A 21,984-nucleotide genomic window follows, 5' to 3' on the forward strand; every position below is an offset into this window, starting at 1 on the left:
GAGGCGCGTGCCGGGCTCACTTTCGTCCGCAGTCGAAACGCCGGCTGAACGACGGCGTCGCGTGGATCAGTTGCGGGCGATAATTTCCTTGCCTTCGATGCGCATCGTCAGGCCGAGCGAACCGGTACTGCGGCGCACGAGGAAGCGTGGGCGGCGATCGGCGAAATAGGAGTGGCGGCGGCGCGGGCGCGTCGACTTTGTGCGGACGTGGCCGAGATGATCTTCGAGAGGGCGGGCGACACCGTCGGCTTCCACCATCAGCATGGGAATATTGTACTTTTCCGACCAACTGCGCCAATCGGCGGCGATGTCGCACAGGTCATGCGCCACCAAGAGCGGGACGCAGAGATCCGGATCGTCGTGATGAAGTTCGAGCGTCACCGTCACGCCACCATCACCATGGTCGATGGCACGGGCTGCAACACCCTTGAAGGCCCGTGCGGGCAGGGCAAAGGACAGCGGCAGACCGCTGGAATGAAGAACCTTGCGCAGAACGGCGCCGCGCTCGTCGAGCGTGATAGCGACATCTGCCGAACCATTGCTGTTGCCATAGGTCAGCTGCTGCGGGAACCGCGTCGGATCGAGCCGGAGAGTTGCGCCTGCCCATTCGGGCTTCAGAACGGTGTTGTTCATATCATGCTATCCTTGTTTTACCTGAGAGCCGTTTCATGGCCTCGTTCGGGACTTTTCGTCCTCTGATAGGTGGAAGATAGCCAGCGCATCTTCGAAACAGCTTAAAAATCGAGGTTAAGAAAACTTTGCATTCCCAAATGGTTAGCAAAACCCAGCCGCTTAAGGTTTCAGATTCCTGAATTGGGACGATGGCGCGTCATCCGGCCCACAGGTGGTACAGGTCGACGAAGTCTTGAGAAAAACGCCAGGGATCGGCCTGAACGCATGTCCTGAAAAGCACTTCAACAGCTGTGAGGGAAGGCGGCAATAGCCATTGCGGCGAGAGCCAAAATGAGCGTGGGGGGCCGCTCTACAGCATCGAAGCACGATGCTGAGATGGAAGGGTCATAGCGTTACCGGCGGCTCGAAGGACGCTCCAAGATCAGGAGAAGACAACCTTGCCCGGGTTCATGATGCCCGCGGGATCGAAAGCTGTCTTGATGCGGCGCATCAGGTCCATCTCGATCGCCGGACGGATGGCGGCCAGTTCGTCCCGCTTCAACTGGCCAATGCCGTGTTCCGCAGAGATGGAGCCCCCGAAGGAAAGCACGATGCCGTGGACGATCTCGTTGATCTCTTTCCACCGGGCAAGGAAGGCTTCCTTATCGGCACCCACAGGCTGGGAGATGTTGTAATGGATGTTGCCATCGCCCAAGTGTCCGAAGGCGCAGATACGCGCGCCTGGAATGGCGCGCATGACGGCAGCTGCCGCTTCATCCATAAAGGCTGGAACGTGCGAAACCGGTACGGACACATCATGCTTGATCGAGCCGCCTTCCGGCTTTTGCGCGTCCGACATGCTTTCACGCATGTGCCATAGTGCCTGCCGCTGGCTCTCCGAGGAGGCGATGACGGCATCCTGCACGATCCCCGCTTCAAAACCCTGTTCCAATAGCGTTTCCACCATCGTTTGCGCAGTTTCAGCCGAGTCGGAGCTGGAGATATCGATCAGCGCGTACCAAGGATGCGGCGTTTCCAGTGGGTCGCGCACGCCGGGAATATGTTTTGCGGTGAATTCGACGCCAATCCTTGGCATCAGCTCGAAGCCGGTCAGTGCCGTGCCGCAAAGAGTGGATGCGCGCTCGAATAGTGTCAGCGCATCTGCCGGAGAATGGAGACCGGCAAAGGCCACCTGATGGCCGAGCGGTTTTGGGAAGAGCTTCAGGACCGCGCCGGTGATAATGCCGAGCGTCCCCTCCGAGCCGATGAAGAGATCACGGAGATCGTAACCCGTATTGTCTTTCTTCAACCGGCGCAGGCCGTCCCAGATTTCGCCGGTGGGGAGAACGACTTCCAGGCCGAGGCAAAGCTGGCGCATATTGCCATAGGCCAGCACCGCCGTACCGCCGGCATTGGTGGCGAGGTTGCCGCCGATGCGGCATGAGCCTTGCGAGCCGAGCGAAAGCGGGAACATCCGCTCCACCTTCTCCGCGGCCTTGTGAACATCGTCCAGAATGCAGCCGCCATCGACGACAAGCACATTGGCGACGGGATCGATATCGCGAACTTTGTTCATGCGTTCCAGCGACAGGATCACATCGCTTCCGCCGCTGCGCGGCGTTTGCCCGCCAACAAGGCCGGTGTTACCGGTCTGCGGCACGATGGCCGTGCCGGTTTCGCTCGCAAGCTTCATGATGGCGGCAACCTCCTCAGTCGTGGAGGGACGCAGCAGAAGCGGCGAGCTGCCGTGATAGAGGCCACGGTTCTCAACGAGATGTGGTGCGAGATCGGAAGCGTCACGCAGCGCATTCTTCTCGCCGACGATAGCGACAAATCGTAGAAGCAGTTCGTCAGAAATGGCGGTTGGCGTCATGAGAATTCCTCCGGAAATCGTATCTGGCGAGGTCAGGATCGCGGTGCAGCCGCGCGCTCCAACCGGTCATTGATGGCTTCGCCAAGCCCCGTCTTGGGAATGGGCGTTACCGCAATGGTGGCAGCACCGCTCGCATCGGCAAGTTTCAAATGGTCGAAAAGATTGGTAGCGGCTTCGGCAAGATCACCGTTTGGGCTGAGATCGAGCACGGCAACCGCATCGCCTTTTCCCGTCACCGGCTTATTCCCAAAGCGGATCAGTGCTTCGCCCTTGTGAACTGAGGTCGCGTTCAGACGAACCGACGCACCCGGTGCATAATGGGAGGCCAGCATGCCAGGTGCTTCTATCGCCGCAGATGCCCTTGCCGGTCTCACCAGCTCGACCCCCGTTACCCGTTCGATCTCTTTCGCCACCAGTCCACCGGGGCGCAGGAGGCGGACGGAGCCATCGCTCTCCACCTTGATGATGGTGGATTCGACGCCGACGGGAGCAGCGCCACCATCCAGAATAAGGTCGATCTTCTGCCCCAGGTCCGCCTCCACATGGGCGGCACTGGTCGAGCTGATCTTGCCGGAACTATTGGCGCTGGGGGCCGCAAGCGGCCGACCGAGTTTTTCGATGAGCGCGCTGGCAAAGCCCTTGGGAATACGAATGCCCACGGTATCGAGCCCGGCTGTCGCTAGTGAATGGATGGGGCTTTCTTTTCTCAGGGGCAGGATCAGCGTGATGGGTCCTGGCCAGAAGGCTTCTGCCAGCTTGCGCGAGATCGGATCGAAGATCGCATGTTGCTCCGCCATCGCGATGCTCGCCATATGGCAGATCAGCGGGTTGAACTGAGGACGCCCCTTGGTCTCGTAAATTCGGGTGATAGCTGCAGGATTGGTCGCATCTGCGGCGAGGCCGTAAACGGTCTCTGTGGGGATGGCGACGGGGAACCCCGCCTTGAGCACGCGGACGGCGTCATCCAATGCCTCTTCCGGCTGCTGCTCGATATCGATGTGTCGCGCCATCTTTGAAGGCCCTTTCCTTGGGAAAGGCTCTTAAAGCATGTCGCGCAGAAGTGTGAAGCGGTTTTGCGATGACGACACCCGAAAACGTAAGAAGGTTTAACGTAAGCTGGGAATCTCGACGATCTGCGCAATCGGTAGAATGTCTCAACCGCTATCGGGAATGAGGTGGCGTGAGAGCGCGTAAGCCTTACAGCGCACGGATGATTTTGCGCAACTCCTTGGAACGGGCACCCAGTATCAACACATTCTTCAGGGCTTCTTTCGGGTCCTGTGTCTGGAACAGCAAGCCGCCGCGATGAATGGACGTGTCGATCGCCACAGATGTGCCGCCGCCCTGCGGCTGCATCGCAACGGCGAAATACATCCGCGACCGGGTCTGGTCGATCTTCTCGAAGAAATGCTCCTCGCCGCACAGTTCAGCAAAGAAATTGGCGAGGTAAAAAGACCATAGAACCGGTTTGCTTTTGTCGAAACGGGTTGTGGAAGCGGTCACATGGCAATAGCCGAGATGGGGAGTGCTATCGATCAGTTTGTGAGAGATCATATTGGGGAAACGGATACTGGGGTGAAAGCCATTCAATCGTGAATGCGTTTTGGAGCCGGCGTCGTGCAAACGACGTGCTGTGATCTCCGCAACGTGTTCATGGCTAAGGTATCGTTTTCCGCCGGGCGGCAGCGCTTCTTCGAAGCGGCCGATGCGTCCGGTCCGCAGAAAATCGGAATGTGCGGTTTTCGACCTTATGGGCGTGATCTTGCCGGACTTTGTGTCCACATAGCGGATACGAGTTTCCTTCTCCACTGCCATATCCTCTTTGAAAGATATAAGCTTTTTAGCCGACCAGGGTTAATATGGGGTTTCCGGTGCCTCCGTGGCTTCCATCATAATGGGCAAAGGGCCAAAGTCTCATTGCGACGGTGGGCTGCTTGAATGACACTCTAAGTCACTGTTTTACATTCACAAAAAATAAGGCGGTACTTTTGAGGGCAATGTCGCAATTTGTCGCCAATGCGGGACAGAATGTCGCGCAATGTGGTGCTGCAAAAAGACGTCAATGATTAGATCAATCCACACCATGCGGCCGTGATTGTTGGGTGGCTGCAGTATTACTCGAGGACATGGCCATGGAACTGCGTGAAACCGTATTGCGCCAATTGAAGAATCGCCGCGAAGGCTTCAGCCTTGAGCAGCCATTTTACACCGATCAGGATTACTTCCAGCTCGACATGGAAACCATCTGGTATCGCGATTGGCTGTTTGTCGGTCACGACTGTGAAGTGCCGAAATCCGGCATGTATTTCACCGTTCAGGTCGGCAACTATGCTGTCGTGATTGTTCGCGGCAAGGATGGCACCATCCGCGCATTCCACAATTCCTGCCGCCACCGCGGTTCGCGCGTCTGCACCAGCCAGAAAGGCCAGTCGGCCCGTCTCGTCTGTCCTTATCACCAGTGGACCTATGATCTGGATGGCAAGCTTCTTTTCGCGCGCCACATGGGCGAAGACTTCAACAAGGAAAATTTCGGGCTGAAGCCGGTCGCCTGCGAAACCGTTGCCGGTTACGTCTTCATCTGCCTCGCTGAACAGCCCATGGATTTTGCGCCGGTTCGGGCGGAAGTCGAAGCCTACATGAAGCCACATCGGGCTTGGGAAGCCAAGGTGGCGCATGAAAGCACCATCATCGAAAAGGGCAACTGGAAGCTCGTCTGGGAAAACAATCGCGAGTGCTACCACTGCGCGGCCAACCATCCCGAGCTCTGCCGCACCTATCCGGAAAACCCGAGCGTCACCGGTACCGATGGCGGCGCCAGCGATCCAGAAATCGGCGGCCACTGGGCGCGCTGCGAAGCGGCAGGCCTGCCAAGCCGTTTCAAGATCGACCCCAAGGGCCAGTTCCGCGTAGCGCGTATGCCGCTGATTGGTGAAGCGGAAAGCTACACCATGTCCGGTAAGCCTGCGGTTCGCCGCCGACTCTCCGACGATGTCACCATCAGCCATATCGGCGCACTGCTGCTCTTCCATTACCCGACGACCTGGAACCACTTCCTCGGCGACCACATGATTTCCTTCCGCGTGCTGCCGCTCGGTCCGCAGGAAACCATGGTCACGACCAAGTGGCTCGTCCACAAGGATGCCGTGGAAGGGGTGGACTACAATCTCGAAGACCTGACCCATGTCTGGAACGAGACCAACGATCAGGATCGCCAGATCGTCGAGGAAAATGCTTTCGGCATCCGCTCGCCAGCCTATGAGCCGGGTCCTTACTCCATGGAAGACGAAGGTGGCGTCATGCAGTTCGTCAACTGGTATGCCGACTTCATGATCGACCGGCTGTCCGGCGACAAGAAGAAGCTTTCCGCAGTGGCTTGATGCAGATGACCGTGCCCGTGACCTATAAGCATATCGATGAGATGAAGCCTTGGAGCGACAAGCTTCACATGCTGGAATGCATTTCGGTGACTCCCGAAACGCCGGATGTGATGACGTTCCTGTTCCGCTCCACTGACACAAACTGGTTTCGCTATATTCCGGGCCAGTTCGTGACGCTGGAACTGCCAGTGGGACCGGAGCCGCTATTCCGGACCTACACGCTGTCGTCCACGCCGTCTCGTCCCTATGCAGTAGCGGTCACGGTCAAGGCACAGAAGAATTCGATCGGCACGCGCTGGATGTTCGATCATCTCAAGCCGGGGATGAAGATCCGCGCGCTTGGTCCTCTGGGTGACTTCTCCTATGTGAAGCACCCAGGCGACAAATACCTGTTCATCTCGGCGGGCTCCGGTGTTACGCCGATGATGTCGATGGTGCGCGATATGTGCGATCGCGCACCGCACAGCGACATTTCTTTCATCAACTGCTCGCGCACGCCGTCCGATATCGTGTTCCGCCACGAACTCGAATATCTCGCGCGTTACATGCCGAACCTGTCGCTGGGGTTCATCGTGGAGTCCTGTGGTCGCACCGATCTCTGGTCTGGCCTGAAGGGCTTTGTCGATAAGGCCAAGATTGCGCTTCTGTCTCATGATTTCATGGATCGCACAGTCTTCTGTTGCGGCCCCGAGCCCTTCATGGCGGCGGTCAGTTCCATGCTCGAAGCCTCCGGTTTCGACATGACGCGCTATCATCAGGAAAGCTTCGCGCCCGCCGCGCCGCCTGTTGCTGTCGGGGAAACCGCGCTCGAAGCTGATGGTGAGGCACTCACGACGGTCGGCTTTACGCTCTCGGGTAAGGAAGTGCCGTGCCAGCCAGGCCAGACGGTTCTGATGACCGCCAGATCGGCAGGCGTTCGCATCGGTGCGGCTTGCGAATCCGGCATCTGCGGCACATGCCGCGTGCTGAAGCTGTCGGGCGAGGTCGAGATGAACCACAATGGCGGCATTCTCGATGAAGACATTGCCGAAGGCTATATTTTGGCCTGCTGTTCCAGGCCGCTGACCGACGTCAAGGTGGAGGCATAAAGCCTCCTCCTACCTTTCCTTTTCGCTCCTGCAATCGGCCTTTAGTCTGATCTATGGAACGACTTTGTAGTTTTCCCGTTTCTAAAATGTCTGAGGCTGTGTCACTGCGGGCTGTTTCCGCGTTTATGCCGAAAGATATAAAAACAGCACAACATCAATGTGCAAAGAAACGGAGGAAATTCATGCTGAATTTGCGGAAGACGAGCCTCGCTACCGCTTTTGTCATGGTCCTGACGAGCTTTACGCCATCGCAGGCCTTTCAAGTTCCCACACCCATTCCGGCACCGGTTGCGGCGCAAGACCACGTCGTAGACGTTCAGTATCGCGATTGGCGTGACCGTCGCGAGTGGCGCCAGCGCCACGGACGCGATTGGCGTCACCATCGCGAGTATCGTCGCCAAGGCTTCTATAACGGTCACCGCGGCTATCGCGAACGTCGTCCGGGTTACCGCTACCACAACGGCTACTGGTTCCCGCTCGCAGCCTTTGCGGCTGGCGCGATCATCGGCGGAGCAACCAATCAGGCCCGCCCATCCTATGGCAGCAGCCATCAGCAATGGTGTGCAAATCGTTGGCGCTCTTACCGCGCTTATGACAACACCTATCAGCCCAATAACGGCCCGCGCCGTCAGTGCGTCTCGCCCTATAGCTGAGACAGGTCACTTGGAAGGCCCGGCTTGTCCGGGCCTTCTGCCGTCCTGGTGGCAAACGGTCAAGTATCTGTGATCATTCTGTTAATGCTGCATTCAGGCTGAATTTCTTATCGTGAATATAAGGCGGGTCAACGCCGTTAAAAACTGGAAAAGCAGGAGAATAATCGTCGTAGTTCACCCCGTCCGTTTGTGTATCCGGATGTGAATGGAGAAGGTCAGATGAAAACTTACATGAAGACTATTTTGGCTGCCGGCCTCTCAGCAGTCGTTACTGCCGGATCTATTATCCCGGCACAGGCTATGCCTATCGTGCCCGCGGCGCCTGTCGCACCTCAGGCCGACAACAACATCGTCAACGTGCAGTATTGGCGCGATCGCGGTTACTATCGTGACTACGGTCCGGGCTATTACCGCGGTCATCGCGGCTACCGTGATTACCGTCCCGGTTATCGCCACCACAATGGCTACTGGTTCCCACTGGCAGCCTTTGCGACCGGCGCGATCGTTGGCGGTGCTCTGTCTCAGCCGCGTGAGGTCTATCGCCCCGTTCCGGAATATCGTCCGCGCCCGGTCTATCGCGAGTATCGACCAGTCGTCCGCGGTGGACTGAGCCAGGCGCATGTGAATTGGTGCTACGGTCGTTATCGCTCCTATGATGCGTATAGCAACACGTTCCAGCCCTATCACGGCCCACGCCAGACCTGCTATTCGCCTTACGGCTGATCGCGAACGCAACATAGGATTGATAAGGCCGCCCCGCACCCGCGGGGCGGCTTTTTATCAGATAATGCCCACGCGTCGCAGCAGGAACCAGGCGAGAAGACTGGACGCTATGATGAAGCCGGCCGCATAGAGCGTACCGTTTCCGCCATCGATGAAGGGCAGGGCGCTGGTATTCATGCCAAAGAAGCCGGTCACGAGTGTCGGCGGCAAGAGAAACGCCGTCATGATCGACAGGATGTAAAGATGGCGGTTCGTTTCGGACGAGAGCTTGGAGTCGATTTCTTCATGCAGCAGACGTGCGCGCTCCTGGAGGGCATAAACATCGTAATCGACTGATTCCAGCCGGCTCGTCAGCCGCCCGGCAATCTCCTCGAAGCCTGCGGGCATTTCATCCTCGTCAGCGGCCGAGGCCCGCCGCATCAAGGTCAGTACGGTTCGAAGATGACGATGCAACCGCACGACCGTGCGCCGGACGGGTGCCAGCCTTCGCCGTTCGTCACGCGGCGCGGTGTCGTAGACATAGTCCTCGATCGCGTTGAGCTCTTCCGTCGTCTCCATCACCAGAGTGATCAGACTGCGCTGAAACTCCGCCACCAGTCCTTCGAAGATATGCGATGGTGTGCTGTAGCGCTTCGGGTTCTTGTCGATCGCTGCGCGCAGGCGGTCCACTGACCGCAATGGCTGAAGCCGGGTCGTAATGATAAAGCGATCCGTCAGCGCGAAATGCAGCCAGCCGAGGTCGCGCGTCTCCTGATCGAACTCCCTCTGAAAATCCACAAGAGTGCCGTAAAGTGCGCCCTCATCCACGGTGATGGAGGGGTGCGTCTCATGCGTGGTCAGAATGGCGCGACTGTTTTCGTCAAGGCCGGGGATCGCTTCCAGAAAGGTCGCCACCCGCGTGTCGACCAGATTGAGATGCAGCCAGAAGAAGCCCTCGCTGCTTTCCATTTCGCTCCACTGGGCGGTTGGTGCAAGACGCGTACAGGCCTGGTTCCCGGGCTGGAAGCGATAGGCCCAAACGAGGCCGGGAATGGCTGGGTAATGAATATCCATGTCTTGTTCCTGAGAGGCGGGCGGGGGCATAGCGGTCGCCTCTCTCGGCGAAAGGCCGCATCATGCAGACCAGAGTTTTATGACAGTTTCATAACAGTGACGATCCCGCCAAGCTTTGGAGCGAAAATCCGAATCGATTTTACTGAGGTACGAGGTGCGGAGGCGAATAGGGGTCTCGGTCCTAAAGCACGGTCCAAGCAAAAGTGGGCAGCGGTTTTGCGATAACGACATGCGATAACAATGACCTAGAGCGTATGAGCGAATCTGAAAGATCGCGACACGCTTTAAGGACGCATGGCCTCTCGGATAAATTTCAAATTGACGTTTACGTAAAAATCAATTAGCCCCTAAAGACATTGCATTGTAGGCAGACGCTTCGGGAGGAGGCAGGATGTATACCGCGCCGGTAGACGATATCGCTTTTACGTTGAAACACGTTGCGGGGCTGGGCGAGGCTCTTCAGAGCGGTGCGCTCGGTGATCTCGATGAAGACCTCGTCGATGCCATTCTCCATGAGGCGGGACGTTTTGCGACTGAAGAAGTTGCGCCTCTCGCCGAAATCGGCGATCGCCAGGGATCGCGTCTCGTGGACGGTGAGGTTCGCACGCCAGATGGATGGGCCGGTCTTTATCATCGCTGGGCCGAAGGCGGCTGGAACGGCCTGACGGCGCCGGAAGAATTCGGTGGGCAAGGTCTGCCGCATATGCTGAATGTCGCCGCGCTGGAAATGTGGAACTCCGGTTCCATGGCATTTGCGCTCTGCCCGACGCTCACCATGGGCGCGGTCGAAGCCATCACCGCCCATGGCAGCGAGCAACTGAAGGCTATCTATCTTGAAAATCTCGTCAGCGGCAAATGGACGGGTACGATGAACCTGACGGAGCCGCAGGCGGGCTCCGATCTTGCCGCACTGAAGAGCAGGGCCGAACGGGCCGACGACGGCACATACCGCATTTTCGGCCAGAAGATCTACATCACCTGGGGTGAACACGACGCCGCCGAAAACATTATTCACTTGGTGCTTGCCCGTCTGCCGGATGCCCCTGCGGGGACACGCGGGATCTCGCTTTTCCTCGTGCCGAAGTTTCTGCCGGATGCGGTTGGCAATCCGGGTGAGCGCAACGATCTCTTCTGCCATGCTCTGGAGCACAAGCTTGGCATTCACGGCTCGCCGACCTGCACCATGATTTTCGGCGATGGCCGTTACGGTGAGGAGAAAGGTGCTATCGGCTGGCTCGTGGGTGAGGAGAACAAGGGGCTCGCCTGCATGTTCACCATGATGAACAATGCCCGCCTCGCCGTCGGGATGCAGGGTGTGGCAATCTGCGAAGCCGCAACCCAGAAGGCGATCCAATATGCCAAGGAGCGGACTCAAGGCAAGGCGCCCGGAACGACGGCGACGGGCATGAGCCCGATTATCGAGCATCCGGATATTGCCAGAACGCTGCTGACGATGAAGGCGCTGACACAAGGCTCGCGTGCCATCAGCTTCGCTTGCGCCCATGCCATCGACATGAGCCATGCGGAAAGCGATGCCGGGACACAGAAGTTCTGGCAGGAACGTGCGGCCCTCCTGACGCCGATTGCCAAGTCCTTCTCCACCGACGCTGGCGTGGACGTGGCCTCGCTCGGCATTCAGGTGCATGGCGGTATGGGCTTTATCGAGGAAACGGGTGCTGCCCGCTATTTGCGTGATGCCCGCATCGCCCCGATCTATGAAGGCACCAACGGCATTCAGGCCATCGACCTCGTCATGCGCAAGCTGCCGCTCTCCGAAGGTCACCACGTTCGCGGCTTCATCGAAGAGTTGAAGGCCATTGCCGAAGACGTTCGTGCATCGAACAAGCCGGAACTGGGCGAAACGGCGCGCTACCTCGACCAAAGCATTGCCGATCTGGAGGTTGCCACCGACTGGCTGCTGGATGCCCAAACCAACGGACTGGTAGCCGCCGCGCTTGCTGGCGCGACTCCTTACCAGCGCCTCTTCGGCCTCTCACTGACAGGTGTCTATCTTGCCAAGGGCGCGCTTGCAGACGTTGACGACGGGCAGGGTGCCAAGCGCGCCTCGCTCTGCCGTTTTGCGGCGGAAAATCTTTTGGCGGAAACGGCTGCGCTGAAGGATCGAGTCGTATCGGGTGCCGCAAGTCTCGAAGCCGCACGTGTCGTTCTTGGCTGAAGGAAGAATCCATGTCTGAAGATCATATCCTTCTCGAGCGCCCTCAAGACGCCGCCGGTGTGCAAGTCATCCGCTTCAACCGGCCAGACAAGAAGAACGCCATTACCGATGCCATGTATCGCAGCATGATCGAAGCGTTGAAGGCCGCCGATGCGGACGAGGACGTTCGCGCCATTGCCTTTCTCGGCACGCCGGGCTGCTTTTCTGCCGGCAATGATATGGCTGATTTCCTTGGGTTTGCAATGTCGGGAGGCAAGGGGCAGCTTACGGCTGGAGACTTCCTGCACACGCTGGTCAGTGTGGAAAAGCCCATCGTCTCCGGCGTCGATGGCTTAGCGATCGGCATCGGCATGACGCTGAACCTCCACTGCGATCTGACGGTCGCTTCCAGCCGCAGCCTGTTCAAGACACCCTTCGTCGATCTGGCACTGGTGCCGGAAGCCGCCTCCAGCCTTCTCGTGCCGCGCATTGCTGGCCATCAGCGAGCGTTCGCGCTTCTTGCGGCAGGTGAGGGCTTCTCGGCGGAGCAGGCTCTGGCTGCGGGCCTGATCTGGAAGGTCGTCTCTGAGGCCGATGTCGAGGAGGAAACCCTGAAGATTGCCGCTAACCTCGCGTCGAAGCCACCGCAAGCGCTGAAGATCGCCCGCAATCTCGTCCGAGGTGACGTCGATGCCATTCGAACACGGATCGACGAGGAAATCGTTCACTTCGCCGCCCAGCTTCAGAGTAGCGAGGCACGCGCTGCCTTCGAGGCATTCATGCGCCGTTAAGTCTCTTGAGAAGAAGGTGTCGGTCTTTACGGAACGGGAAGTGTTTCCGGTTACTCGATCAACATCTTTACTTGGGAGAAGGTCGCCATGATGCGCAAAACTGCTCTTGCAATGATTGCTATACTGTCACTGTCCGGCATTGCGGAGGCGGGCATGCTGTCCTCGCCGATGATATCTTCGCCTGGAGAGAATGATGTCGTTCAGGTGCAGGATTTCAACAGCCGCTCGCAACGCAGCAATCAGAATCAGAACAACGGGTGGGATCGTCGGCAGCCGCGTTTCGTCTGCGTCATCACGCCGCCCGATAGCGCCGACCGCTCACGCCCCTATGTCTGCCCGGTTCAGCAAGGCCGTGTCGGTGGCCGTTGCCGCTGCTCCGGCGTGGTCGGTAGCGGCAGTATCGATACGGCGTGGTAACGCGACTTATTTTTCCAGTGTCACGACCGCCTCGACATGCGGCGACCAGAGGAACTGGTCGATCGGCGTCACGCCTGTAATGCGATAGCCACCCTCGACCAGGATGGAGAGATCGCGCGCTAAGGACAGCGGATTGCAGCTGACGGCGACGATCTTCTTCACCGTGCTGCGGGCAAGCTCCTTGCATTGTGCTTCCGCGCCTGCACGTGGCGGATCGAAGACGACGGCGTCGTAAAGTTTCAGCTCCTTGGCAATCAAAGGATGGCGGAACAGGTCGCGCCGCTCGATGGTGACCGGCTTCAAACCGGGTGTGTTGCGTGCGGCAAAATCCAGCGCCTTCAATGGCTTGTCTTCCGCTTCCACACCATGCACCTTGCCGATGCGTGCGAGCCGTAGCGTGAAAGTACCGGTGCCACAGAATAGATCGGCGATCCGCTTTGATTTGCCGACATGCGCCAATACGCGTTCGGCCATGGCCTCTTCCGCCACCTTGGTGGCCTGGACGAAGCTGCCCGCGGGCGGGGCGACTTTGACGCTGCCGAATTCGATGACCGGCTTCTGCGGTTCGATTAGAATTTCGCCGGAGAGCGATACACGTGCAATGCCGCGCATGGACAGAACCGTTTCGGTCAATGCGCGACGCTGCTTGTCATTGACGGACTTGATGCCCTCAACGGCAATATCCAGCCCCGAAAGCGTCTCCATCACCGTCATGCGGAAAGGCTCCGCATTGGATGCGAGCGGCAGACCGATAGCCCGGATCGCATCGAGCCTCGACACGATGGCGGGCGAGGCGATGGGACATTCCTCGATCGCAACGATGTGGTGGCTGTTGGCCTGGCTGAAGCCGAGGAGAAGTCCCTTCTCGGTCTTGCGCGCGGTAAAGACGACGCGCCGCCGCTCACCGGGCCGACAGATCACCAGCGGATCGACCTCCACATCCAGACCCTTTGAACGCAGGGCAGAGACGACGAGGTTACGTTTGAAGGCGTGATAGGGCTCGTCCGCAACATGTTGCAGCGAGCAGCCGCCGCAGGTGCCGTTTTTGCCATCCGGTCCGAAATGCCGGCAGGCAGGCTCGCGCCGATCTGGCGATGCTTCCGTAATCGACATGATCGTGCCCTGGTCCTTTACCCGAGCGATCGCGACTGTTTCTCCGGGGAGCGTAAAGGGCACATAGACCGCGCCCTCGGGACAGTGCGCAATGCCATCGCCCTGCGCGCCGAGGCTCTGGATCTTGACGGTCTGCGTACTCATGGCTTTCTGCCTCCGAGAAGGAATTCTACATTGCCATCCCCTCCGGCAATGGGGGAGGGGATGAGACCGAGGCTTTCCCAGCCCATGTCTTCTGTGAGCCAACGCTCCAACTCTTCGGCAACCTGCGGTGCGGTCTCGGGCTCTTTCAACAGGCCAGCCTTGCTGATCGCATCGCGTCCGGCCTCGAATTGCGGCTTGACGAGCAGAACCGCAAGCGCGCCATCCTTCGCCAGATCGAGCGCGGGTGCCAGCGCCAGCTTCAGCGAAATGAAGGAGACGTCCGAGACGATGAAGCTGATCTCGCGACCGTCAACATCGTCTTCTGTCAAGAAACGCGCATTCAGCCCCTCGATGCTGGTCACACGTGGATTGTTCTCCACCCGCGGGTGGATCTGCCCGTGACCTACGTCGATTGCGGTGACGTGGCCTGCACCGCGTTCCAGCAGCACCTCCGTAAAGCCGCCGGTGGAAGCACCCACATCCAGGCACTCATGGCCTTTCGGGTCCAGCTCAAAATGATCGAGCGCAGCGACGAGTTTTAGCGCGGCGCGAGACACATAATCCTGTGCTGGATCGTCGATTGCGATAACCGCGTTCTCGGCAAAGCAGAGGCTCGGCTTGGTCACGATCTTGCCATTCACGCTGACGGTGCCGCGCGACACAGCATCGCGCGCGCGAGAGCGACTGGCAAACAGGCCCTTGGCGACCAGAAGCTGGTCAAGGCGTTGGTTTTCGGATGTTTTGGTCATGGAGAGTGTCAATGACGGCCAATCGGGCGCAGTGCAAGCGCTTTGTGTCTGCTCCCTGCGGAAGACTTCGTTTACCCTGACCAATACTGTGAGGGTTTGTTTCTTTAGAGAGTTCAAATTTAAGCAAAAATCAACCGCTTTGCAGCAATTTGCGAGGCTGAAAACAGATCCCGTCCTGACATGAAGGTTAGGACGGAAAACTATTGGTTCGCGGTCTGATGACTGATGCGCGGTCCTGCGTCGAAGAAGAGCTGTCGATGTCTTTGAAAAATTTGCCTATCAATATCAAGTTGATGATGACCTTCGTCGCCTTGATGGGGGTGTGCCTTGTGGCCTCGGCATTCGTGTTCTTTCAAACGCTGGACGCACAGCGCTTGTCTGACACGCAGACTCGCACGGTTCAACTGATGCAGACAGTAGACGAAGCGAAGGCAGCCATGCTGGAGCAGGTCGTCAATCAGCGCGGCTTTCTTCTGTTCCGGAGTGACAGCACCTACAAGGATGTCTTTGCTCAGCGTGACGTGATGCTGCAGAAATTGAAAGAGGCACGTGGATATGCTGCCGACCAGCCCGATATTTTGAAATCCATCGATGAGATGGAGGCGACGGCGACTGTGTTCTATAAGCAGTTGGCAGAGCCGCAAATGGCTGCTCGCAAAACGACGGAAGCACCGGTCTCCGAAATCATCGAGATCGGCCGCAACCAGGCCAAGGGCCAGGTCGACGGCTTCCGTGCTGCTGCCGAAAAGATCAAGGAGCAGCTGAACGCACTCGCCAAGTCGCAGATTGATGCCCAGCAAGGCGCCCAGGCCAACCTGCAATATGCGTTGCTTGGCGGTGGGGCGGCAGCGGGTCTCGTGTCCATCCTCTTGATATGGGCGCTATCGCGCGCCATCGTCACGCCCATTGTCGGCATGACCGATGCCATGGGCCGTCTTGCCAATGGCGATAACAACGTCGACGTTCCCGCCCTCGACCGAGGCGATGAAGTTGGGAAAATGGCACAGGCCGTTCTGGTCTTTAAGGATGCTGCTATCGAAAAGCAGCGTCTGTCTCATGAGAGTGATCGTTTGCGCGCCTCCACTGAGGCTGATCGTCTGCGCAACGAGGCTGAAAAAGAGCGCGCCGAAGCTGAGCAGGCTTTCGCTCGTGAGGAGCTTGCCAAGGGGTTGCAGGCGCTCGCCGACGGCAATCTCGACTACCGCATCGAAAAGCCCTTCACGCCGTTCATCGAGCCGCTTCGTTTGAACTTCAACACGTCGCTTGAAAGCCTGCAGCAGACCTTGCGCAAGGTGGGTGAAAACGCTGCGGCGATCCATGCCGGTGCTGCTGAAATGCTTTCTGCAGCCGATGACCTGTCTCGCCGCACGGAACAGCAGGCTGCTTCGGTCGAAGAGACCGCTGCCGCGCTGGAAGAAGTCACAACCACCGTTCGCGATAGCGCCAAAGGCGCCGAAGAAGCGGGCGCTCTTGTGCAGCGCGCCCGTGCCGGTGCCGAACAATCCGGGACAGTCGTGCGCCGCGCCGTGGCCGCCATGCAGGAGATCGAAAAGTCCTCTGGCGAAATTACCAACATCATCGGCGTGATCGACGATATTGCCTTCCAGACGAACCTGCTCGCATTGAATGCGGGCGTAGAAGCAGCCCGTGCCGGCGAGGCTGGTAAAGGCTTTGCCGTCGTTGCACAGGAGGTGCGCGAGCTTGCCCAGCGCTCGGCCAATGCGGCAAAGGAAATCAAGTCGCTGATCAGCAACTCCAGCAAGCATGTGGAAAATGGCGTGGGCCTCGTTGGCGAAACCGGCAAGGCACTGCAGATGATCGTGGCCGAGGTCGAAGAGATCAATACCCATGTGAGCGCCATCGTCACGGCCTCGCGTGAACAGGCAACCGGCCTGAATGAGATCAATACCGCAGTGAACACCATGGATCAGGGAACGCAGCAAAATGCAGCCATGGTTGAACAGCAGACGGCCGCAAGCCACTCGCTCGCCCGTGAGGCCGAAGCACTCACAAGCCTGATCGGCCAGTTCAATCTGGGCGCAGGAGCGGCCACGCGCGTTGGATCCTTTGCATCGGGCCCGGCTCCGGCTCCGGCTGCGCCACGCGCTACACAAGCGGCTGCACCAAAGCCGGTCTATTCGACGAAGCCGAGCTTCACACCCGCCGCAGTCAAGCCGGCTGCCCGCCCGGTGGCTTCCCCTGCGCGCGCGCTCGGCGCAACACTGGCCCAGGCGTTCGGAGCAAAGGCCGAAACGCCCCACCTGAAGGCGAGTGAGCAGAATTGGGAAGAGTTTTGAGGACAGGGCTTCCTACCAAAAAGCCGTAGGAGGCTCCGCCAGCGGCTATAATGCATGCGGCAAATGGTTCTGGCCCAGAACCAGCGAGCTATGTCGCTTGTTGGGGCGGCGGACACAGGCCCGCCCCTCGAATTCATAGCGAGACCCAATCGGCTTACGTAAATCTTGGTCCTGATAAAATCTGCTGAAGACCTGATCAAAGTCCTAAAAGCGATCTCCTCCGCTGCCTCGCCAATTGACTCGACCTCCAGTCTGTTCATGTTCCCGCAAGTCTTCAACGTCGACGTCTCTGTGAGCTGAGCAGCGCGTCCATAGCACGGAAAAATGGATCGCCCGCGCCTTCGTGCCTGACGTGGCGCTCTCTACCGTTATTGTAGTCGCGCCAGCTGTTCCCCCTTGCCCGGAACTAAACAGCTAAAATCGGGGTCTGCCGAGCCCTGTTGTGGCATCGGGCCCAGTGTGGATGGCAGACAACCGAAAGCCGCAAGGATCGTTCCTGTGGCTTCTTCGTTTTCGAATCATAGGCTTATCCGGCAAAACCGACGTCGATCTGTTTTTGGCCTAGAGCCTGAAACACGGTCTTGATGATGCCAGCGCGGTCTAGACCCGCTTTTGCATACATGGTTTCCGGCTTTGCCTGCTCTACCCAATGGTCGGGCATGGTCAGCGTGCGAACCTTGATACCGGTATCGAGAAGGCCGGCTCCTGCCATGAAGTGGAGCACTTGCGCACCGAAACCTCCGGAAGACCCTTCTTCGATGGTGACGAGAACCTCGTGATGGCTCGTCAGCTGGCGGATGAGATCAAGATCGAGCGGCTTGGCAAAGCGTGCATCGGCCACCGTCGTGGAAAGCCCTGCTGCGTCCAGATCTTCTGCGGCTGCCAGGCATTCGGCGAGACGAGTCCCGAAGGAGAGAAGTGCGATTTTCGAGCCTTCCTTAACGACGCGGCCTTTGCCAATCTCAAGGATTTCGCCACGGGCTGGCATCTCAATGCCGACACCTTCTCCTCGCGGATAGCGGAAGGAAATCGGGCCTTCGTCATAGGCTGCGGCGGTGCGCACCATGTGTTTGAGTTCAGCCTCGTCGGACGCGGCCATCACCACTATGCCGGGGAGGGTGGCAAGGAACGTGGTGTCGAAGGAGCCCGCATGGGTTGGGCCGTCGGCGCCAACGAAGCCAGCGCGATCGATCGGAAAACGGACCGGTAATCCCTGCAGCGCCACATCGTGCACCAGCTGGTCGTAACCCCGTTGCAGGAAGGTGGAGTAGAGCGCGCAGAAGGGCTTGTAGCCTTCCGCAGCAAGACCCGCCGCAAAGGTCACGGCGTGCTGCTCGGCAATGCCGACATCGAAAGTGCGCTTGGGGAAGAGCTCGGCCAGCTTATCGAGCCCTGTGCCGCTCGGCATGGCAGCAGTGACGCCGACAATCTTGTCGTCGAGCTTTGCTTCTTGCACCAGTGCCTCGGCGAAGACGCTGGTATAGCTCGGCGCATTCGGCTTTGCTTTCGCTTGGGTGCCGGTGATGACATCGAACTTGTTCACGCCATGATACTTGTCGGCGGCGGCTTCGGCCGGGGCGTAGCCCTTGCCCTTCTGCGTCACGACATGGATCAGCACCGGACCCTTCTGGTTGTCGCGCACATTACGCAAGACGGGGAGAAGATGCTCGAAGGAATGGCCGTCGATCGGGCCGATATGATAGAAGCCGAGCTCTTCGAACAGCGTGCCGCCCGTTACATAGCCGCGCGCATGGGTCACTGCGCGGGTTATGGCACGGTCGATCGTTTTGCCGAGATAGGCCGTCAGCTTCTTGCCGAAGTCGCGGAAGCCCATATAGGTCCGGCCGGATGCAAGGCGTGCCAGATAGGCGCTCATGGCCCCCGTCGGCGGCGCGATCGACATGTCGTTGTCGTTGAGGATGACGATCAGCCGTGCGTCCAGCGCGCCGGCATTGTTCAGCGCCTCGAAAGCCATACCGGCCGACATCGAGCCATCGCCGATGATCGCAATCACCTTGCGGTCACTGCCATCGAGTTCTGCCGCAACCGCCATGCCGAGACCGGCGGAAATGGAGGTGGAGGAGTGGCCTGCGCCAAAATCGTCATACTCACTTTCGGCACGACGGGTGAAGCCGGAAAGGCCACCTTCCTGGCGCAGCGTGCGGATGCGATCGCGACGACCGGTCAGGATTTTATGCGGATAACACTGGTGTCCGACATCGAAGATCACGCGGTCGTCAGGGGTGTTGAACACCTTGTGGATGGCGATCGTCAGTTCCACCACGCCGAGGCCGGCACCCAGATGTCCACCGGTCTTGGAGACCGCATCGATCATCTCGTCGCGCAATTCCCTCGCCAGTTGCGGCAGGTCGCGATCCTCGATTGCTTTCAGATCGGATGGGAATTTCACCCGGTCAAGCAATGGTGTGTCTGGCATTCCGGTCAATCGTTTGGCCTTCGTGTTCTCTTCAAAAACGTACCCTTTAGATGGGGCAGGGCGCAGCCTTCGGCAAGCATGGTCCCGTTCTACAGCATCGGCCTGAAAATCGAAATCGATTTTCGGAAAAGCATGATGCGTGAATTCAAACATTTAGAGCGTCCTTTGTGCGTCCGAAAGGACGCTCGGCGCTCTCACACATTTCAGCTTTTGGGCAAAGGTACAAACTCGTCTTCATCTCCCGGTACGATATCGAAACGTCCGGTTCTCCACTCTTCCTTGGCCTGCTCTATGCGTTCTTTTGATGACGAGACGAAATTCCACCAGATATAACGCCGCGAATTCAAGGCTGCGCCCCCGAAGAGCATGATGTGGCAACCATCGACGCCGCCCTTCAGGGTGATGTCGTCGCCTGCGCGAAAGGCCAGCAACTGGTCTGCGGCAAACACATCGCCAGCGACTTCCAGTGAGCCGGAGAGAATATAGATCGCTCTTTCTTCGTGATCGGCCGGAAAAGGAAACTTCGCGCCCGCGGCAAGCGAAAGGTCGGCATAAAGCGTATCGGTGAAGGTCTTGACCGGTGAGTGCAGGCCCGCAAAATCACCAATAACGACACGTCCGGTTGCGCCCGCCACATCGATCAGTGGCATGGAATCGCGTTCGGTGTGGGAGAAATCCGGAGCGATCTCTTCCTTGTCGTCCGGTAGGGCAAGCCAGGTTTGCAGGCCGGACATGGAGAAAGGATGTCCGCGCAGGTTTTCGGGTGTACGCTCCGAATGGACGATACCGCGACCTGCCGTCATCAGGTTGATATCGCCCGGCCGCACGACGATTTCCGTTCCGAGGCTATCGCGGTGCTTGATCTCGCCATCGAAAAGATAGGTCACGGTGGAAAGCCCGATATGCGGATGCGGCTTTACGTCCAGCGCGTCCCCGGCCTTCAAGATCGCCGGCCCCATCCTGTCGAAGAAGATGAAAGGTCCGACCAGACGGCGATCCCTCGTCGGCAATGCGCGACGAACGGAAAAGCCGCCAATATCGCTCGAACGGGGAACGATAAGATTCTCGATGGCATCACACGCAAAAGCATCGCCGACGGCGGGATCATTGCCTGGAAAAAACGACATGGATTGCTCCTTCACCGTGCTTGCTTCGCAGACTACCACGATTTGATCCGGTGCGTGAGCATTCTCTTATGGAGGCGGCGCTGCTGCGACCTGCAGCGAGCAAGGCGACGAAAACCAAGCTCACGAGCATTATGCTTGACGTACTAGCTTTATTCGCCGTCCAGTGGCTCGACACCCTGAGGTTTGCCTGCGCGGTCCAGGCGGATCTTTTCGATGCGCTTTTCGGCGGTCGTCAGCAACGCTTCGCAATGCTTCTTCAGGGCTTCTCCGCGCTCGTAAATGGCAATGGATTCGTCCAGGGCCACATCGCCGCGTTCCAGGCGGGCAACAATGCTTTCCAGCTCGGCGACGGCCTTTTCGAAAGAATAACCGCTGACATCGGCCGTGTTGGCATTTTCCGTCATCTTCAACCCTTCATCATTCTCAAGATATGCATGGCCGCCGATTCCGCCAGCCCTTCCAGATCATAACCGCCTTCCAGAAGGCTGACGACCCGGTTGCCGGCATATTTATCGGCCATCTCCAGAATTCGCCCCGTTGCCCAATCGAAATCCTCACCCACCAGATTGATGTGGGCGAGCGGATCGCGGTGATGGGCATCGAAACCGGCGGAGATGATGATCAGGTCCGGCGAGAAATCGGCAATAGCAGGCAGAACCCTGGACTTGAAGGCCTCGCGGAAATGGTCGCTTCCCGTGTTAGGGGAGAGCGGCGCGTTGACGACATTGTTCTTCACGCCCGTTTCGTTTTTGTCGCCGCTCCAGGGATAAAGCGGCATCTGGTGGGTGGAACAGAAAAGCACCGATGTGTCGTTCCAGAAGATGTCCTGCGTGCCGTTACCGTGGTGAACATCCCAATCCACGATTGCCACGCGCTCCGCACCATGGACTTTCTGCGCGTGACGGGCAGCAATCGCCGCGTTGTTGAAAAGACAGAAACCCATCGCCTTTTCGGTTTCCGCATGGTGGCCCGGCGGACGGCTTGCGACGAAGACGTTGTCGGCTTCGCCCTTGAACACGTCATCCACGGCGGCCATGGCCGCACCAATTCCGGTCAGGGCTGCTTGCAGGCTTTTCGGAGAGGCGTAGGTGTCGGCTTCGATACGGCTGATCTCGCCGTCTTCTTCCGGGATCTGACGCATTACGGACAGAAGATGGCTTTCCGGGTGAGCCAGAAGCACCGCATCCTCATTGGCCTGCGGTGCTTGGGTGCGAACCAGCCGCTCGAAATTCGGATGCTCGAGCGCGATGTTCAGCGAGCGTAGTCTGTCTGGCCGCTCCGGATGCCCATCAGGGGTGATGTGTTCCAGGAAGATCGGATGCTCGTAAAGCCGTGTGGCCATGGGTCGCTTGCTCCTGAAACGGATAAAATCGTT

Annotated in this window: 19 protein-coding genes; 8 read left to right on the forward strand and 11 right to left on the reverse strand. The window is 58.6% G+C overall.

Annotated features, from left to right (window positions below; translation table 11 throughout):
* Positions 1–66: 66 nt before the first annotated feature.
* From QE435_RS17145 to QE435_RS17160, 4 genes are all read right to left on the reverse strand, one after another.
* On the reverse strand, positions 67–633 hold the full coding sequence (locus tag QE435_RS17145) for a DUF6101 family protein (RefSeq protein WP_306931368.1): 567 nt from the start codon (positions 631–633) through the stop codon (positions 67–69).
* Between the two features lie 421 nt (positions 634–1,054).
* Positions 1,055–2,485: an FAD-binding oxidoreductase gene (locus QE435_RS17150; RefSeq protein WP_349042105.1), complete on the reverse strand. Its 1,431-nt coding sequence runs from the start codon at positions 2,483–2,485 to the stop codon at positions 1,055–1,057.
* A 32-nt stretch (positions 2,486–2,517) separates the two neighbouring features.
* On the reverse strand, positions 2,518–3,495 hold the full coding sequence (locus QE435_RS17155; RefSeq protein WP_349042106.1) for an L-threonylcarbamoyladenylate synthase: 978 nt from the start codon (positions 3,493–3,495) through the stop codon (positions 2,518–2,520).
* Positions 3,496–3,682: 187 nt separating this feature from the next.
* A complete protein-coding gene (locus QE435_RS17160; protein WP_349042107.1) occupies positions 3,683–4,294 on the reverse strand; it encodes a DUF6656 family protein in 612 nt (203 codons plus the stop codon).
* A 323-nt stretch (positions 4,295–4,617) separates the two neighbouring features.
* On the opposite strand from QE435_RS17160, the gene QE435_RS17165 reads away from it, so the two are divergent.
* From QE435_RS17165 to QE435_RS17180, 4 genes are all read left to right on the forward strand, one after another.
* Positions 4,618–5,862 carry an aromatic ring-hydroxylating dioxygenase subunit alpha gene (locus QE435_RS17165; protein ID WP_306931376.1) on the forward strand — a complete coding sequence of 415 codons (1,245 nt, stop codon included), beginning with the start codon at positions 4,618–4,620 and terminating at the stop codon, positions 5,860–5,862.
* A gap of 5 nt (positions 5,863–5,867) precedes the next feature.
* Positions 5,868–6,950, forward strand: coding sequence for a hybrid-cluster NAD(P)-dependent oxidoreductase (locus QE435_RS17170; protein WP_309773165.1), 1,083 nt, complete (start codon positions 5,868–5,870; stop codon positions 6,948–6,950).
* 182 nt (positions 6,951–7,132) lie between these two features.
* On the forward strand, positions 7,133–7,603 hold the full coding sequence (locus QE435_RS17175; RefSeq protein ID WP_306931377.1) for a BA14K family protein: 471 nt from the start codon (positions 7,133–7,135) through the stop codon (positions 7,601–7,603).
* A gap of 219 nt (positions 7,604–7,822) precedes the next feature.
* The gene (locus tag QE435_RS17180; RefSeq protein WP_349042108.1) at positions 7,823–8,326 is read left to right on the forward strand and encodes a BA14K family protein; all 504 of its coding nucleotides are present in this window, start codon (positions 7,823–7,825) and stop codon (positions 8,324–8,326) included.
* 57 nt (positions 8,327–8,383) lie between these two features.
* Here QE435_RS17180 and QE435_RS17185 read toward each other — a convergent pair whose 3' ends face one another.
* Positions 8,384–9,379 carry a transporter gene (locus QE435_RS17185; RefSeq protein ID WP_349042109.1) on the reverse strand — a complete coding sequence of 332 codons (996 nt, stop codon included), beginning with the start codon at positions 9,377–9,379 and terminating at the stop codon, positions 8,384–8,386.
* Between the two features lie 391 nt (positions 9,380–9,770).
* Between QE435_RS17185 and QE435_RS17190 the strand changes: the two genes are divergently transcribed.
* From QE435_RS17190 to QE435_RS17200, 3 genes are all read left to right on the forward strand, one after another.
* Positions 9,771–11,555, forward strand: coding sequence for an acyl-CoA dehydrogenase (locus QE435_RS17190; protein ID WP_349042110.1), 1,785 nt, complete (start codon positions 9,771–9,773; stop codon positions 11,553–11,555).
* A gap of 11 nt (positions 11,556–11,566) precedes the next feature.
* The gene (locus tag QE435_RS17195; RefSeq protein ID WP_349042111.1) at positions 11,567–12,325 is read left to right on the forward strand and encodes a crotonase/enoyl-CoA hydratase family protein; all 759 of its coding nucleotides are present in this window, start codon (positions 11,567–11,569) and stop codon (positions 12,323–12,325) included.
* An 87-nt stretch (positions 12,326–12,412) separates the two neighbouring features.
* Positions 12,413–12,742: a hypothetical protein gene (locus QE435_RS17200; RefSeq protein ID WP_306931386.1), complete on the forward strand. Its 330-nt coding sequence runs from the start codon at positions 12,413–12,415 to the stop codon at positions 12,740–12,742.
* A 6-nt stretch (positions 12,743–12,748) separates the two neighbouring features.
* Here the strand turns inward: QE435_RS17200 and QE435_RS17205 are convergent, their stop codons facing one another.
* Both QE435_RS17205 and QE435_RS17210 read right to left on the reverse strand, forming a co-directional pair.
* Positions 12,749–13,999 (reverse strand): class I SAM-dependent RNA methyltransferase, encoded by a 1,251-nt coding sequence (locus QE435_RS17205; protein WP_349042112.1) that lies wholly within the window; start codon positions 13,997–13,999, stop codon positions 12,749–12,751.
* The gene (locus QE435_RS17210) at positions 13,996–14,748 is read right to left on the reverse strand and encodes a TlyA family RNA methyltransferase (RefSeq protein WP_309772560.1); all 753 of its coding nucleotides are present in this window, start codon (positions 14,746–14,748) and stop codon (positions 13,996–13,998) included. Before QE435_RS17210 ends, QE435_RS17205 begins: the two co-directional genes overlap by 4 nt.
* A gap of 257 nt (positions 14,749–15,005) precedes the next feature.
* Here QE435_RS17210 and QE435_RS17215 point away from each other — a divergent pair, with 257 nt between their 5' ends.
* A complete protein-coding gene (locus QE435_RS17215) occupies positions 15,006–17,045 on the forward strand; it encodes a methyl-accepting chemotaxis protein (RefSeq protein ID WP_349042113.1) in 2,040 nt (679 codons plus the stop codon).
* A gap of 526 nt (positions 17,046–17,571) precedes the next feature.
* Here QE435_RS17215 and dxs read toward each other — a convergent pair.
* From dxs to QE435_RS17235, 4 genes are all read right to left on the reverse strand, one after another.
* Complete coding sequence (dxs, locus tag QE435_RS17220) at positions 17,572–19,491, reverse strand: 1-deoxy-D-xylulose-5-phosphate synthase (protein ID WP_349042114.1); 1,920 nt, start codon at positions 19,489–19,491, stop codon at positions 17,572–17,574.
* 194 nt (positions 19,492–19,685) lie between these two features.
* The gene (locus tag QE435_RS17225; RefSeq protein WP_306931395.1) at positions 19,686–20,609 is read right to left on the reverse strand and encodes a pirin family protein; all 924 of its coding nucleotides are present in this window, start codon (positions 20,607–20,609) and stop codon (positions 19,686–19,688) included.
* A gap of 149 nt (positions 20,610–20,758) precedes the next feature.
* The gene (locus QE435_RS17230) at positions 20,759–21,013 is read right to left on the reverse strand and encodes an exodeoxyribonuclease VII small subunit (protein ID WP_037171757.1); all 255 of its coding nucleotides are present in this window, start codon (positions 21,011–21,013) and stop codon (positions 20,759–20,761) included.
* Between the two features lie 2 nt (positions 21,014–21,015).
* The gene (locus tag QE435_RS17235) at positions 21,016–21,951 is read right to left on the reverse strand and encodes a histone deacetylase family protein (protein ID WP_349042115.1); all 936 of its coding nucleotides are present in this window, start codon (positions 21,949–21,951) and stop codon (positions 21,016–21,018) included.
* Positions 21,952–21,984: the final 33 nt, after the last annotated feature.

The sequence above is a fragment of the Agrobacterium sp. SORGH_AS 787 genome, from assembly GCF_030819035.1.
Classification (GTDB): domain Bacteria; phylum Pseudomonadota; class Alphaproteobacteria; order Rhizobiales; family Rhizobiaceae; genus Agrobacterium; species Agrobacterium larrymoorei_B.